Below are 15,180 nucleotides of genomic sequence, written 5' to 3' on the forward strand. Positions count from 1 at the left end.
GCACCCGCCACTGACATCGCAATGCCGGTGGGCCAAGTGCCGCAACGCCCTCGCCGCACCCTAGTTGGGGCCCCGGCAGGAGTCATCCGGATGGGCCGTTCGTCACTCGATGGAATGGCTTTGGGTAAAGGTGCGATTGCTGCGGGGCGGGGGCTGGGTGGAGCGGGGCGGGGCGCGGAGGCGGTGGGACAGGCCCCCGGCCGGGTTCACCGAGTCCGGTGCGGGCAGGGCCTCGCGAGCCCCGCCGCAACCGTCAGCCCCGCGCCCGCGCCGCCTCGCGTGCGATGTCCGTGCGGTGCTGCGAGCCGTCGAGGCGGATCCGGGCGACCGCCGTGTACGCCCGGTCGCGGGCCTGTACCAGGTCCTTGCCGGTCGCGGTGACCGAGAGGACCCGGCCGCCCGCGCTGACCACCGCGTCGCCGTCCCGCCTGGTCCCGGCGTGCAGGACGTACGCCGTGGGGGCGTCCTGGGCCGCGACTTCGTCCAGGCCCTCGATCGGGTCGCCGGTGCGGGGCGTGGCGGGGTAGTTGTGCGAGGCGATGACCACGGTCACGGCCGCGTCGTCGCGCCAGTTCAGCGGCGGTTCGACGTCGAGCGTGCCGTTGGCCGAGTTGAGCAGGACGCTCGCGAGGGGCGTCTTGAGGCGGGCGAGGACGACCTGGGTCTCGGGGTCGCCGAACCGCGCGTTGAACTCGATGACCCGCACCCCGCGCGAGGTGATCGCCAGGCCCGCGTAAAGAAGTCCGGAAAACGGCGTACCCCGGCGGTGCAGCTCGTCCACGGTCGGCTGGAGCACGCTCGCCATGACCTCGTCCACCAGCTTGGGGTCGGCCCACGGAAGCGGCGAATAGGCGCCCATACCACCGGTGTTGGGACCCTCGTCGCCGTCGAGCGCGCGCTTGAAGTCCTGCGCGGGCTGGAGCGGAAGCACGGTCACGCCGTCGGTGATCGCGAAGAGCGAGACCTCGGGGCCGTCGAGGAACTCCTCGATGACGACGCGGTCGCAGGCGAGCGCGTGCTCGCGGGCCGCGGCGAGGTCGTCCGTCACGACGACGCCCTTGCCGGCCGCGAGACCGTCGTCCTTCACGACGTACGGGGCTCCGAAGGCGTCCAGCGCCTCGTCGATCTCCTCGGGGGTGGTGCACACGTAGGAGCGGGCGGTGGGCACGCCCGCCGCCGCCATCACGTCCTTGGCGAAGGCCTTGGACCCCTCCAGCTGCGCGGCTTCCCGCGAGGGGCCGAAGCAGGGGATGCCTACACCGCGTACGGCGTCGGCGACCCCGGCGACCAGCGGCGCCTCGGGCCCGACGACGACCAGGTCGCTGCCCAGCTCGACGGCGAGCCGCGCGACCGCGCCGCCGTCCAGCTGGTCCACGGGGTGGAGTTCGGCGACCTCCGCGATCCCGGCGTTGCCGGGGGCGCAGTGCAGCGCCGTCACGTCGGGGTCGAGGGACAGGGAACGGCACAGGGCGTGCTCGCGGGCACCGCCGCCGATGACAAGGACCTTCACGGCAGCCAGCCTAGCCGCCGCGGTGGCGTGATCTTTGTGCGGGCCACCGAGCGGACCCTCACCCCTCGTTCGTATATTCCTCCACCACGGTCGCCCCGAGCTCGCGCACGATCAGGTCGTGCCCGGACAGCGCGTTGTCCACCAGATCCGGGTCGTCGTCCTCCGGAACGTCGTCCTCCGGCCGGACCGGGGGCGGTGGCTCCTCCTCATGCCGTACGGGAGCGGGAGCCTGCGGCTGCTGCTGAACTGGCGTGGGAGCGGCCGGAGTTGAGGGCCGGGGGGCCTGCGGGGGCGGCTGCACCGGCTGGTGCTGCTGCACGGGCGGCGCCGGGGACCTGGGCACGCTGCCGCCGAAGTTGCCCGCGGCGGCCGGGGGCTGGGCGCCGCCCGACGGGTCGATGATCGCCTCGACCTTCCACTGCACCCCGAACCGCTCGGAGAGCACGCTGCGCAGCACGTCCTCGCTGCCGCTGCTGGCGAAGTTGTCGCGGGCGCCCGCGTTGATGAAGCCGAGCTGGACGGTGGTGCCGTCGAAACCGGCCACCTGCGCGTTCTGACTGAGCAGGATCCAGGTGAAGCGCCGCTTGTTCTTCACGGCCTCCAGGATGTCCGGCCACATGTTCCGCACCTGCACGGCGTTGCCCTGGCCCGCGGGGGCCGGGGCCGGCTCGGCAGGAGCGACGGGGGCCGGGGCGGGCTCGGGCGCGGCTGCGGCGGAGGGCCAGGAGCCCGCGGCGGGAGCGGCGGCACCGGGCCAGGCGCCGGGCCGCTGACCGCCGCCCTGCCCGGGTGCGGCGGCGGACGGCCAGGCCCCGGCCCCGGCCTGCCCGCCGGGCGGAGCCTGTACGGGTTGCTGCGGGGCGGGCTGGGGCTGAACGGGCTGCGGCTGGGCGGGGGGCTGCGGCTGCGCCACCGGCGCCGACGGAGCGGGTGGGGTGACCGGGGTGGACGGCGCCACCGGCACCGAGGGGGCGGGCCCGCCCTCCGGTCCCTGAGCCACCCCCGGCCCCGCACCCCGCACCGCGGCCCGAGCAGCCTCGGACCCGCCGGGACCGCCCCGCATCGGCGCATGCGCCTCGGGCCCGGGAACGTATCCCATGGCGGGCCCACCGGCGGGCGCCGCCTGGAAGTTGGCCCCGCGCTCAAGGCGGTCGATCCGGGCCTGGAGCGAGCGCTCGTCGTCGTACGCGGCGGGCAGCAGCACCCGGGCGCAGATCAATTCGAGCTGGAGCCGGGGCGAGGTGGCCCCGCGCATCTCGGTGAGCCCGGCGTTGACGAGATCGGCGGCCCGGCTGAGCTCGGCGGCCCCGAACACCGAGGCCTGCGCCTGCATCCGCTCGACCACGTCGACGGGGGCGTCGATGAGCCCCTTCTCCCCCGCGTCGGGAACGGCCGCGAGGATGACGAGGTCGCGCAGCCGCTCCAGGAGGTCGGCGACGAAACGGCGCGGGTCGTTGCCGCCCTCGATCACGCGGTCGACCACCTCGAAGGCGGCGGCCCCGTCACCGGCGGCGAAGGCGTCCACCACCGAATCGAGCAGCGACCCGTCGGTGTATCCGAGCAGCGCGGTGGCCATGGCGTACGTCACACCGTCGTCGGCGGCACCGGCGAGCAGCTGGTCCATGACGGACATGGAGTCACGCACGGACCCGGCCCCGGCCCGCACCACGAGCGGCAGCACCCCGTCCTCGACGGGAATCCCCTCCCGCCCGCAGACGTCCCCGAGGTACTCCCGCAGGGTGCCCGGCGGGACGAGGCGGAACGGGTAGTGATGGGTGCGCGAACGGATGGTCCCGATGACCTTCTCGGGCTCGGTGGTGGCGAAGATGAACTTGAGGTGCTCCGGCGGCTCCTCGACAACCTTCAGCAGCGCGTTGAAGCCCGCCGAGGTCACCATGTGGGCCTCGTCGATGATGTAGATCTTGTACCGGCTGGAGGCGGGCCCGAAGAAGGCCTTCTCGCGCAGCTCACGGGCGTCGTCCACGCCACCGTGCGAAGCGGCGTCGATCTCGATCACGTCGATGGACCCGGGCCCGTTGCGCGCGAGGTCCTGGCAGGACTGGCACTCCCCGCACGGCGTCGGCGTCGGCCCCTGCTCGCAGTTCAGACATCTGGCGAGAATCCGGGCACTGGTCGTCTTGCCGCAACCACGCGGCCCGCTGAACAGGTACGCGTGATTGACCCGGTTGTTCCGCAGCGCCTGCTGCAGCGGGTCAGTGACATGCTCCTGCCCGATGACCTCGGCGAACGACTCGGGGCGGTAGCGGCGGTACAGCGCAAGGGACGACACGCATACGAGGTTATCGGGGCCCACTGACAACCGGCCCCGCCAACCGGGGCCCCCACCGTCTCGGGACGGCGCACGACCGCCCGAATCAGCGCGTACGCAGGGCGGATCGGACCCGCACCCCCACGGAACCCGCACGGAAAATAAAGCGCCCCCCACGCACCCGCCAGAGCCAACCTACCCTTGCTGCCTTCCGGCCCTGGGGGAGTTCAGTCAGATAGCGCCACGTGAGGGGCTCCGCACAGGGTACCCGATCCCTGACGTGGGAACGAGTTCGCGAGCACCCCTCAACGTCTTGTATTGTTTGCCGCGGAGGATTCGCCTAGTGGCCTAGGGCGCACGCTTGGAAAGCGTGTTGGGGGCAACCCCTCACGAGTTCGAATCTCGTATCCTCCGCCAGTGCCTCACCGGGCACGATGTTGAAGGGCCCCGCTGCTTGCAGCGGGGCCCATCGACATGCGTGGTCCTGGTTGGCCCCGTGAGCTCCTTCGGGCCGCTCGCAGGGGCGGCTTGCTGGTGGACCGCTTGGCAGGGACCGGAGCCAAGCCAGAACCTTGAGCCGATGGCGATTCGCCCGGCCCTCGCCGAACCTCGGCTCAGACGCCTTCCGACAACCCCGAATCGGTGAGCTGCACTCGCACCTCCCGATCCCCATCCTTGATGGTGACAAACGGGTCAGGGAGGTGATCGAGACCAGCATCGAAGAGATGTGACAGGAGCGAGCGGGCGATCGCATCCCGCTCAAGATCGCTGCGGCCGACCGGCATCGAGAGGACGAGCCGCCCGTCCCCGGAGTCGATCGCCGCACCGAAGAATCCGTCATCCGTGATGCAGGACTCATGCAGCAGGACATCGAGCTCGTCCACGAGCTGCGGCAGCGGGGTGTCGAGAATGCGTCTAGCAAGTCGTCGGCGCTCGCCCGACGGCCGTCGCAACGAACCTGCTTTCTCTGCTGGTTGGCTCATGCGCATCCTTATCCGCCGTGGGAATGCGGGAATCCACCTGACGCCTGGCTCAGATGCCACCGAGCTTGGCTGAATCTTGCGACGCAGCCAAGAAAGAGGCTGGTTCCGCGACCAGCTGCACCATCACCCATCCGTGACACGCGACAGCTCACGCAGGCCCACCTCCGGAGACGCCTCGGTCGAAGGGCGCGCTGCGGACCATGAAGCGCCGGTTCCTCAACCGCTCACCCTGCAGCCCGAGACAGGTTCACGGAGTCCCTGACCACCGTTGGCCCCGGGCGTAACTGCACCAGAGCGATCCGCTGGATGCAGGGCGGACAAAAAAACGGGACGTCGCATTGTCGGTAACCCCGGCGAGTAGCACTGCAGCCGACTGTCTCGGCGTAAACGCTTTGGACAAAGTCAGCTCTTGGAGCACGACCGGGGAATCGGGTCCCCTGGCTTGCCCGTCCCCGCACGCAAGGCTCGCACCCCGTCCGCCGGAACGGAGAAGTCCGTGTCTTCCTCGGGATCCCAGAGCGTGATCTTGCCGTCAACGACACCGAACGCCGCGTACACCTTGGACGGTTGCAGAGAACGACCGTACGCCGGCATTTCGTCCAGTGCGCCCAGCGGCGTGACGCAGACCGGCTCCACCTTGATGCCTTCGTACGGCTCCGGCACGCGGTGATTCCGCCATTGGGCGACGGCTTGCTCCCCGGCTTGCTGCGGGGATTCCGGCACCGTGATGAGCCATGCCAGGCCTAGTGCCATGACGGCGATCAGGGCCATGAGGGGAACGAGCAGTCGGTCCGTCACTGCTTTCAGGTAGTACGTGGCATATCCCCAGCACGCCAGAAAGACCAGGGCCAGTGAGGTCGTGCTCACGAGGACCCGGAGCGAGGCCAGGATCTGCGACGGATGCGCAATGTCCATTTCCTCGGGCGGCACACCAAAGGCAGCACCGTAGAAGGTGTGGAGCACGACCCCCATGCCCAGCGCCGGGGGCAGGACGACCGGGAGCAGCGCGAGTCCGGCTGCCACCAGGAACGGCCGTTTACTCCCTGTTCGTACCAGGAGACGTACCCCATGGAGCACCAGCAGAGAAGCGCCGATGAACACCACCGCCTGCAGACCGGCCAACGCCCCCAGAGCGAAGAGCCACCCACAGCTGACGAAAGACGCCGTCCCGGCCCGGAGACGTCTGCGGCTCGACACGGTGCGCGCAGCCAGCTTGTACGTCACCACGAGCAGCCCGAAGGCAAGCAGTGCCGCCACGGTGATCTCCCACCAAGGGCCTGCCCCCGATGCCCATCCCCCGCAGAGGCCCGCCCCGTAGGAGAAGGTCAGCATCTGAATCAGAGTCCGGCGTTGCTCATCGCTTATCATCCGCGGCATCTGGTCGTGGGAATCCTCGTCGCCACCGTAGGGAGCCCGCAGACTCCGGCCGCCGGCTCGGGCCTGGGCCCATGCGAGAGGGCCGACAAGGATCTCACCGGTGTCGTGCAGCCCCCACTTCCTCGCGGTGTTGAACACCCATCGGGGGAGGGCCCGGCCTGCTGTCCGCGCGGGAAGACACACGTACCACTTCGGTTGCACACAGCGCCGACGCCCCTGCGGCGACGCATGGCGGGGCTCAAGATCGACCCCTACGTCGTCCGCCAGCGATTCCACCTGCTGCACGGCCTCGCACTCCGCCCAGCATCCCGGACCTTGTAAAACGGGGACACCAAGCACGTACACACCTGCGTAATCCCGTCCGTCGGACGGAAAGGCTTCCGGCGATGGACGTGAGATCACCCGCCATCCCTCACGCTTGACGTGCTCTTCGAGCCTCTGCCGGTCCGTCCACGTGCCCTTCAGTAAGGCCTCGACCTCGGTCTCTCGTCCATGTCGGTTCATCTGCGCGAACTCCCTCTCCTTCTCTTGGATTTCTTGATCGAGCAAGCCCATGCGCCGTCTGCTGACGGGCCCCGGAACCCGGAGCCCCTATTCAGCAAGGTCAGCCGCAGAGTTCGGCGAGCCCGATGAGCAGGACCTCGCCGCGATCGGCCTCCGAACGGAGCGCATCGCTGAAGCCAGTGGCGCTGAAGCAAGACGTTGAGCATGGGCTCGGGGTGGGTCACGACGATTTGAGGCAAGTGCTGACGCCCAGGTCGTGGCATGACTGGATATGCCACGACAAACGCCCGGCAACTCGGCTTGAGTGGAGAGTTCAGCACCCGTCAGGCATACGGCGATTCCGCGGCTCTAGTCGTCGTCAGGCGCTGCTGGCGCAGGTCATCAGCTGCGAACACGGACGCGCACTCACAGACGGAGCGAACGGCGCAGAGGAGCCAGCTTCATTTGCAGACGAGAGCTGGGAGACAACACTCCGTCCTAGAACTCAAACTATCGAGCAAAAATAGTCGAAGAATGTCAACATCAATCCAAATTGCCAATTAGATGGTCACTTATGCCCGCAATACAACAATCAGATGCAACTCGAAGAACCATCCCCTAGCATCTCTAGCGAGTGACCGAGACGCGCAGCCGCGCCACCCTCGACCCACAAGACAATCGACACAAAGCGAGGAGAGGGCAGAACGTGACCGAGGAAGACAGCGAGAATCCGCGCACACGCACCGAGATCACCGAAGTGACGCCCGACAAGTGTTCGGCCTGGATGGAAAAAAGGACATGCAACCGCGTCCCCTTGAAGCGGTCCAATGTAGACAAGTTTAAGAGCATTCTGCGAAATAGGCAGTTTCGCACTACCCATCAAGGCTTCGCTCTGGACTGGCATGGCTGCCTCATCGACGGACAGCACCGAGCCGCCGCCATTATCGAGACCGGCGTTACGGTGACCGCACAGGTCACGTACAATCTCAGCCCGGACACCTTTGCCGCAATTGACGGTGGTCGTGTCCGTGCAGCTGGCGACTTCGTCGCACAGATCACGGAGATGAGGCAGAGCAACTCCAACGTCTATGCAGCCGCGCTTAAGATCCTCGCAAACCGCGCTGCGGGGCTGCACTGGATGAGGTGGACCAGCGGACGGCTGACTGCCGAACAAGTACAGGATTTGGTCCCAAGGTGGCCAGTGGACGAGGAGCGCATCGTCCGCCTGGTCAGCAAGGGAAAGCAATGCCACTCCAGCGCAACAGGATTGATCGTCGCGCGCACGATTATTACAGAAGTATGGCCCGAGAGTATCGCCGACCTATTCTTTGATGGCATCGGCGAGACCAGCCGCGAATTTGTCGGGCGAGACCCTCGATCCCTGTACACGAACACCATGATCAATGTGAACCGCGGGGTCGTGAGTAGGGACAGTGTTCAGCAGTCGGCTCAGGCTATCAAAGCATTCAACGCCCTCGTATCGGGTGACTCTATTGGCACCCTGAAGAAAATGAAGGCGGCTGGCGTAAAGATCATCAAGGATCGACGAACCGGCAAGGAGATTCAGCAGGAGTACCCTCCGGACCGTTATCCGGAAGTCATTCAGCCGGCCATCAACATCAGTGACAATTGGCTTGGGAATGACGGCACAGGGTCGATCGGGTGAAGGGACAGGGTCACGGCTCCCGCCGGAACAAGCACATCTAGTCGTGGGGGAGCCTTGCCACGTGCTGGTGATACGAAGTCGTCGGCGGCCCTGGGCTCCTGGCAGCCGAGGTATATGAGATGAGTGTCAAGGTGTGGCGTCGTTCACCGTCGGCTCCTTGGCGGGTCCCGGAGTTTGGTCGGGCTCTGGCGCGGCGCTCGGAACTGGTCACGGACAGCCTGCGTTCGGCTGGGGAGACCTGCGATTGCGGCAAGCAGCGGGATGACAGGCTTGAGGCAGCCTCGTCGCACTGCCGGGGGCGCGTGGCGGGAACACCACTCGACCGGTTGCAGTTTTGGTTGCGTTCATCCTGGTCCAGCACAGTCCACAGCCGGCCGAGCGAACCGAATCGCCACAGGTCAGAACTTTCGTAACCGTCTCTGAACAGCCAGACGAACATTTGGAAAGCGTGTTGGGGGCAACCCCTCACGAGTTCGAATCTCGTATCCTCCGCCAGTGCCTCACCGGGCACGATGTCGAAGGGCCCCACCGCTTGTTGTGGGGCCCTTCTTCGGTTCCGTTGGCCTCCACCATGACCCGGCTCTCATCAGCAGCGCCGCACCCCTCCGGTACCTTCAAAAACCGCGGCGGGTGGGCCGTCGATCTGGACGAGCCATCGACGCCTCCCTGCCGGCGCTCGCCACCAGTCCGCACCGCCAGAATCCACTCTTCGTTGCCCTGCGCTTCTTCGCGCCGTTGGCAGCCGAATCATCACCGCCGAACACTCGGCTTCTCGCGAGGCTCGGAGCTGTCCTCAACGAACCAGGTACGTGGTGGACATCTGCCTCAACGGCCTCCTCTTCACCTCCTCCTTCGACGGCCAAGGCCGCCAGTTGCGAAGCCTCGCCGAAGAAGCTGTGCGCGACTACCCACGACCACATCTTCGAGTACCACCCGGCCTCAGGTCAGCACATGTGCCAGGACCACGACGCGGCACTCGACAGCGCTCTGCATCACCTGTTCTCACTCGGCAGCCACAAGCTCTTGCACGAGGAGTGCCTCAGCAAGGCGCGAAGTCAGCGTCGAAGGCCGGCTGCACGCCAGCCTCGATACCGCGTACCGGTGCCGACTGGAAGAGCGGGGAAGCCGAACACCAGGAACTGCGGAACTTGTCGCCGTGTTCACGGCAGCGCAGGCAGTAGCCAGACTTGCGCCCGCAGCGAATGACGCAGCCGTGCGCGCAGGCGGTGGACCGTCAGGGCCTTTAGCACGAAGTCGACATGCGTCCACCGGAGGCCAAGGACCTCACTCTGCCGCGGGCCGAGCGCCACCTGTCGAATGCCGCTACTTACGCCCCGCATATTGCCGTGCCACCAAACATAGTTCACTCAATGGGACTGGATCCCCGCAGAAATCCCCAAAGTGTAGCTGCCGCGCCTCATGATTTTCCGTAGGCCCGATCTGGCGGCGCGAGAGGAAAACCATGCGCGATGTCTTCACTATCGTCACTGAACGAGTTCTGCGTGACTGCGGCGGGGAGCCCATCTGTGCACATGTCGGCGATGTTCAAGTGTGCACAATCAAGAACCATCCCACATACCAGGTGTTGCGCAAGAAAGTTCGACTTGGCCGATCAAAATCCGTAGCCAGCTTGCGCCTCTGGGAGTCGGTGGTCACTTTGGCGAGAGAAAGCAGCCAACCGGAGCGGGAGAAATGGCTGATGATCCTACTGGATCTACTGACTCCATACTTTGGGAGGTGGTCGAAAGAGTTGGCACAAAAATGGCATTATGAGATCTCCGACATTAGGTCTGCGATGATGGACGGCGCCCTGGAGGCATGGTTTTCCATGGCAGGTGGCATGCCTTCCAGGAAACTCCTGGATGCCATGATGACTCGCGCGTTCACCAGCGCTCGTACCCTGGTGGATGCCGGAAGCTCGGAAACGTGTGCGGCAAGTTCGGAGTATTTGGTTGCTGATGCTGCGCATGAGCAAGATTCAACGATGCGCGCATCGTCAATCATCGACGTCGGCACAGTGCGGGATCCGGATGCCGACGAGAGAATTCGAGGCGAGCGCACGGGAGCCCTACTGCAACGAATGGGAGCCATGGGCCACGCCAAGATCCTTCATGAAAAACTCCGCCGCGGTTGCCGTGATGAGGTAGATTCCCACTCACTTACTCCTGCACAGATGGGGCGATCCTGGGTGGACGGGAAGAATCTTTACTATCGAATTTCTGACCTCCTGCCACAATATATCGCTTTCAGCGAGGCGGCCAATATTGTTGGCCTTTCAGGATCGCAAGCATCAAGAATGGCCGGCAAGGGCTCCCTCTCCTTTAGAGTGCTCTGGATTGGCAATAGTCGATTCGTATCGGTCAAGTCGCTTATGCACACCTTGGGCATCCCTGACTCCATCGTGCATCCCGATGATGTGGAGAATGGAGCTTCCCATGTCGGCGGAGGATAGAAAATCGACGAATACTTTCGTTGCCAAGGCGGACCAGTCCTCTGCTGCGACTTCGCCCGGCTCGACCGACGGACGAGCCGGGGCAGTGTCTGACACGGGCGATCGGGCTCGGCTCTTCGGCATGGCAGATCCTCTGCCGCTGGCTCGTCGCGTCGGGCGGGGATGCCCCGGGAACTGTCTTCGTGCGGCATCCGCAGACCATGGAACTGCACCATCCTTGATCGTCTCCGAAGCGACTTCGGTCTGCCCGCCCGTGACACGTTCCATGTCCGTCGTGGCGCCCCTTCATGAAGTCCCGATCATCGCTTGCGACTTGGCTGAGCGAACTCGACGGCTCCCGCCCGGCACGCGTACTCGCCAATCGGGGGGACGCCGCCTCCTCCGGGATCTGGCGGACCGTCTCCAACCCGCGGGGTCCGTGGCACTCGTCCGGCCACAACTCCCCCCCTGCCACGCCTGCGGGCTGCCGAGACGCTGGCGGCCCTGGGGAGGGCCCTGGACGTCGGCTACACCCCGACCGACATCACGAACGGCCTGGCAGCCTGCTCCGCCACGGCGGCGCTGCCGCAGCCGCCGACCTATCTCATCGGCGACACCGCACGCCAGAGACGAGTGCGCATCGCTCCCCTTGAAGGAACGTCGGACGGCGCGGCCCCCGAACCACCGCCACTCGCGCCGCGGACAGGTCCGCCGACTCCGGCTTTGACATGCTGGCCGACCAGCTGCTCGCGGCCCCGCCAACCGCACCGGAACCCGACCCGTTCGGCAGCGGCATGCCTTTCGCGACGGACACCGAGGAGATCGTCGCCGCGTACGCAAAGCATGTGTCGAACAGCGACGCCCACCAGGTCGCCCACGCCATCGACACCGGTGCGGCCAGCATGGTCGAGTACCGCACCACCCCGGGCAACCGAACCGCGCGCACCCTCAGCGACCTGGAACTCGACCCGCCTACCTCGGTGCCTGGTGCACCTGCGCCAAGCGGAACGCGTCTTCACTCTCTCCCGCATCCACGGCGTGATGCCCGCGAAGAACTCGGTGGCCAGGCCGGGCGCCCCATGGCACCCCACAAGGCGCCTCGCAAGATATACTTAGCCCCACATTTGATATCAGGGAGGCGCACATGACTCGGACGGTAATCGACCTGGACGACGACCTGGTCGCGGACGTGGCGAAAGCCCTCGGGACGAACACCAAGAAGGAGACCGTCAACACCGCCCTGCGCGAGGTACTGGAGAGCCGACGGCGGGCTCTCGCCCTGACCCGGCTGCGTGCGGCAGCCGGCGAAGGCGCCTTCGACCTCGACCTCTTCGAGGACAAAGGGAACTACCGCCGGTGAACGCGGCCCAGTTCATGATCGACACCAGCGCGCTCGCGCGGTTCATGCGCGGGGACGCCGAGCAGTACGGCTGGGACCAGGCCGCTGCGGCTGGGCTCATCGCGACCTGCCCGATCACCGAGCTCGAGTTCTTCTACAGCGCCCGGTCGGCCGCCGACCGGGCGCGCGGCATCGAGGACATGCGGCTGATCTTCGGCTGGGTTCCCGTCGACGACCGTGCCTACGACCGCGCCTGGCAGGTCCAGGAAGCCCTCACCAAGCAGGGGAAACACCGAAGCGCCGGAGCGGTCGATCTGGTCGTCGCCGCGACCGCTGAGCTGCAGGGGCTCACCCTGCTCCATCGCGATCACGACTTCGAGTGCATCGCCGCAGTGACCGGACAAGCCCTCCAGTGGTACGGCCCGGAGCACGGCAAGTAGGTCAGCAGTGGTTGCAGTTCTGGTTGCGTTCACCGCCGTACAACATCGTTCAGAAGCCCCAACCGAGTCGACTGCACCGCAGGTCAGAACGTTCCGGTACGCCTCAGAACTCCCAGACGAAGACCTGGAAAACACGTTGGGGCCCCCGAGTTCGAATCTCGTATCCTCCGCCAGTGCCTCACCGGGCACGATGTCGATGGGCCCCGCTGCTTGCAGTGGGGCCCATCGACGTGTGTGGTGGCGGCCGCCCCGGGCCTGGGAGGTCGCTGTTCAGGCGGTGAGGCCCTGGACGTGGAACTGCATGGCGCGGTACGGCCATCCGGCGGCGGTGTTCCACTGGCTGACCGACAGGTGGAGGTCGTCGAGGGTCGAGCCCGGGATGATGTAGCCGCCGTACAGCTGGGCCACGTGCGAGTCGTCCTCGTGCCCCCAGGTTCCTCCTCGGATCAGCGTCCTGCGGTACGCGGTGGAGAGGTCCGCCATGGGGGTGTCCACGACGGCGGCGTCGATCCGGTATTCGCCCGCGTTGAACCACGTCAGAACCCATCGGCCCGCGAGCGGGCGCAGGCACATTTCGCCGGACTTCCCCTCCAGGACCGGGGTGGGCGGGCGGCCCCAGCCCCAGACGCCGTCGCGTCGGCCCCACGGCTGGTAGGCGGCGGGGTCCGTGATCTCGTCGGCGGGGACCCGGTGCAGGATGACCGGCTTGTCCCGCTGGAAGCCCGTCGAGTACACGTACACGTAACCGTCGCTGCCGAGCCCCCAGGTCAGCAGCTGGAACAGTCCGCCGTGCAGGCCTCCCGGGAACCGGGCGGCGGTACGGTGCCAGCTCGCGCCCGAGTCGTGCGAGCGCCAGATCTCGCTCCCCACCACGTTCCCGAAGCCCCGGTGCATCGCGACATGGAGGAACATGTCGGCGCCGATGGTGATCACGTCGGTGGGCAGCACGGTGAACATGCCCGCTCTGTCGTCCTCGTACGGGCGCAGCTGTCGGGCATACTTCCCGCCCACCGCGCCGGTCCAGACGATCTCCCCGCCGTCCAGCATGGACGCGTACAGCGCGACGGGCGAGCGCCACCAGCCGCCGCCCACCCGCGGCTCCTCGAAGGTGTCACCGAACACGAACAGCAGCCGCCCGTCCGGCGTCCGGACGGGGATGCCGAGATCGGCCGCCTCCATCCGGAACCGCGACGTGATCCCCGGACCGGTCAGATCGGCGACCTTGGTCACCACGAGACCGTCCGTCTCCCCGCGGCGGCCGCCGGATCCGGCCCCGCCCACGGCCCGCGCGCCGGGCGACCCACCCACCAGCGAACCTCCCGCCATCAGGGCTCCGGCTGTCGCCCGGAGCAACGTCGACCTGCTCAACACCTCGCACGGTGCGGCCCGACCAGCACACCGCCACCTTCACCAACCCGCACGATCACTCCCTGCTCAGAAACAGACGGCGAAATACCAGAACGCCAGCTTCATATCGCAGGCCCACGCGTCCGGAGCGCCAACACCCCACGGAACCGAACGGCTTTACCGCCAGCTCCATTTGAGCGGGCCCGCGCGGCGGTGCCGTACCGGCGACCATCACGTGCAGGGGGCGACGGCGACCCGGCCCTCACTTCCTGCACAGGGTGGTGTCGAGGAGGGCGTCGGCGTGGGTGAGGCCCTTCGCGGTCGATGACCCGCTGGGTGATCTGCTCGGCGACGGGCCGGCCGGTGACCTTCTCGATGAGCAGGCCGGCCAGGACGTAGTTGGTGTTGCTGTACGCCCAGCTGGTCCCGGGCCCGAACCGGGCCTTGTGGGCCAGCGCCACATCGAGCAGCGCACGGGGCTGGTAGTAGGTGTGGCGGGAAGCCCTGCCCACGATGGCATCGGCCATGAAGTTCGGGTAGTCGGGCAGTCCGCTGGTGTGCTGGAGGAGCCGGCGTACGGTGATGTGGCGGCCGTCGATGCCCTCGCCGCGTACCAGGTCGGGCAGGTACTTCTCGATCGGGGCGTCGAGTCGGACCTTTCCTTCGCCGACCGGTTGTAGGACGACGGTCGCGGTGAAGGCCTTGGTGTTGCTGCCCGCCCGCACCTGCCCGTCCACCGGCACCTTCGCGCCCGTCCTCAAGTCCGCGACGCCGGCGGTGTAGTTGCGGGTGCGCCCGTCGCGGTCGAAGGTGGCGGCCAGGGCGGCGGGGAACCGGTCGTCGGTCACCAGGCGCTCCAGGCCGGTGCGTACGACATCACGAGCGCCGCGGGACTCCGCCGCGGCGGGCGGCGTGCCGGCCGCGGTCAGGGCGGCGGCCACCACCGCTACCGCCGCGACTGCCCGCCGCGGCCCGGACAGTGATGTGGTGTGAACACGCTGCCGGAGCTTGTGAGAACGGCCGGACATGGGTGAACTCCCCTTGTGCAGCACGCTGGTTGCATCGGAGGCCGGACGCGTCCTGCCTGCTGGCTGCATCGGAGAACGGTCCCGTCCAGCCTGCGCGTCCAAGATCCACCGAACCAACCGGGCAACCCGCCCCTGCGACGTGGGGACAACCCCCGGCACCGCCGCCCGGTGAGCGGTTCCGATGCCCATCGCCCGATGCGGTTGGGGCGGGGCCGCTCCACCGCCGGGCGTACGCCCCCAGGCGGACGTCCCGCCGTGGACGGGGTGGCTACGATCGCCCGGTGGATCAAGCTCTGCCGCGACCTCC

At 67.2% G+C, this 15,180-nt stretch carries 10 protein-coding genes, 1 tRNA gene and 1 other RNA gene; 5 read left to right on the plus strand and 7 right to left on the minus strand.

Features of this window, described 5'->3' with window-relative positions; translation table 11 throughout:
- Positions 1 to 253: 253 nt before the first annotated feature.
- The 3 genes from purD to ffs all read right to left on the minus strand — a co-directional run bounded on the left by purD (position 254) and on the right by ffs (position 4,037).
- Complete coding sequence (gene purD / locus ACIQ8J_RS13655; protein ID WP_403268991.1) at positions 254 to 1,510, minus strand: phosphoribosylamine--glycine ligase; 1,257 nt, start codon at positions 1,508 to 1,510, stop codon at positions 254 to 256.
- Positions 1,511 to 1,568: 58 nt separating this feature from the next.
- Positions 1,569 to 3,800: a DNA polymerase III subunit gamma and tau gene (locus tag ACIQ8J_RS13660; RefSeq protein WP_403268994.1), complete on the minus strand. Its 2,232-nt coding sequence runs from the start codon at positions 3,798 to 3,800 to the stop codon at positions 1,569 to 1,571.
- Positions 3,801 to 3,938: 138 nt separating this feature from the next.
- An RNA gene (ffs, locus tag ACIQ8J_RS13665) (signal recognition particle sRNA small type) lies at positions 3,939 to 4,037 on the minus strand.
- 71 nt (positions 4,038 to 4,108) lie between these two features.
- Between ffs and ACIQ8J_RS13670 the strand changes: the two genes are divergently transcribed.
- A tRNA-Ser gene (locus ACIQ8J_RS13670) sits at positions 4,109 to 4,196 on the plus strand.
- Between the two features lie 197 nt (positions 4,197 to 4,393).
- On the opposite strand, the gene ACIQ8J_RS13675 is transcribed toward ACIQ8J_RS13670, so the two are convergent.
- Complete coding sequence (locus ACIQ8J_RS13675) at positions 4,394 to 4,762, minus strand: hypothetical protein (protein ID WP_403268996.1); 369 nt, start codon at positions 4,760 to 4,762, stop codon at positions 4,394 to 4,396.
- Positions 4,763 to 5,164: 402 nt separating this feature from the next.
- Positions 5,165 to 6,694, minus strand: a complete 1,530-nt coding sequence (locus ACIQ8J_RS13680) for a hypothetical protein (RefSeq protein WP_403268999.1) — start codon at positions 6,692 to 6,694, stop codon at positions 5,165 to 5,167.
- A 634-nt stretch (positions 6,695 to 7,328) separates the two neighbouring features.
- On the opposite strand from ACIQ8J_RS13680, the gene ACIQ8J_RS13685 reads away from it, so the two are divergent.
- From ACIQ8J_RS13685 to ACIQ8J_RS13700, 4 genes are all read left to right on the plus strand, one after another.
- Positions 7,329 to 8,288, plus strand: coding sequence for a hypothetical protein (locus ACIQ8J_RS13685; RefSeq protein ID WP_403269002.1), 960 nt, complete (start codon positions 7,329 to 7,331; stop codon positions 8,286 to 8,288).
- A 1,462-nt stretch (positions 8,289 to 9,750) separates the two neighbouring features.
- The gene (locus ACIQ8J_RS13690; RefSeq protein ID WP_403269005.1) at positions 9,751 to 10,740 is read left to right on the plus strand and encodes a hypothetical protein; all 990 of its coding nucleotides are present in this window, start codon (positions 9,751 to 9,753) and stop codon (positions 10,738 to 10,740) included.
- Positions 10,741 to 11,863: 1,123 nt separating this feature from the next.
- Entirely contained in the window at positions 11,864 to 12,079 is a 216-nt protein-coding gene (locus tag ACIQ8J_RS13695; protein WP_403269007.1) for a type II toxin-antitoxin system VapB family antitoxin, read from the plus strand.
- Complete coding sequence (locus ACIQ8J_RS13700) at positions 12,076 to 12,498, plus strand: PIN domain nuclease (RefSeq protein ID WP_403269010.1); 423 nt, start codon at positions 12,076 to 12,078, stop codon at positions 12,496 to 12,498. The genes ACIQ8J_RS13695 and ACIQ8J_RS13700 overlap by 4 nt, the downstream gene beginning before the upstream one ends.
- 270 nt (positions 12,499 to 12,768) lie before the next feature.
- Here the strand turns inward: ACIQ8J_RS13700 and ACIQ8J_RS13705 are convergent, their stop codons facing one another.
- Entirely contained in the window at positions 12,769 to 13,806 is a 1,038-nt protein-coding gene (locus tag ACIQ8J_RS13705; RefSeq protein WP_403269013.1) for a DUF4185 domain-containing protein, read from the minus strand.
- A gap of 161 nt (positions 13,807 to 13,967) precedes the next feature.
- A complete protein-coding gene (locus ACIQ8J_RS13710; RefSeq protein WP_403269015.1) occupies positions 13,968 to 14,873 on the minus strand; it encodes a serine hydrolase domain-containing protein in 906 nt (301 codons plus the stop codon).
- Positions 14,874 to 15,180 lie beyond the last annotated feature (307 nt).

Origin of the sequence: Streptomyces sp. NPDC094147, from assembly GCF_044764265.1 — a bacterium.
In the GTDB taxonomy this organism is placed as follows: Bacteria; Actinomycetota; Actinomycetes; order Streptomycetales; family Streptomycetaceae; genus Streptomyces.

Excerpts from the sequence above, each read along its gene's own strand:
- ACIQ8J_RS13695 (WP_403269007.1), top strand. The coding sequence starts at position 11,864 with ATGACTCGGACGGTAATCGACCTGGACGACGACCTGGTCGCGGACGTG.
- ACIQ8J_RS13690 (WP_403269005.1), top strand. The coding sequence starts at position 9,751 with ATGCGCGATGTCTTCACTATCGTCACTGAACGAGTTCTGCGTGACTGC.
- ACIQ8J_RS13680 (WP_403268999.1), bottom strand. The coding sequence starts at position 6,694 with ATGGGCTTGCTCGATCAAGAAATCCAAGAGAAGGAGAGGGAGTTCGCG.
- ACIQ8J_RS13710 (WP_403269015.1), bottom strand. The coding sequence starts at position 14,873 with ATGTCCGGCCGTTCTCACAAGCTCCGGCAGCGTGTTCACACCACATCA.
- ACIQ8J_RS13675 (WP_403268996.1), bottom strand. The coding sequence starts at position 4,762 with ATGAGCCAACCAGCAGAGAAAGCAGGTTCGTTGCGACGGCCGTCGGGC.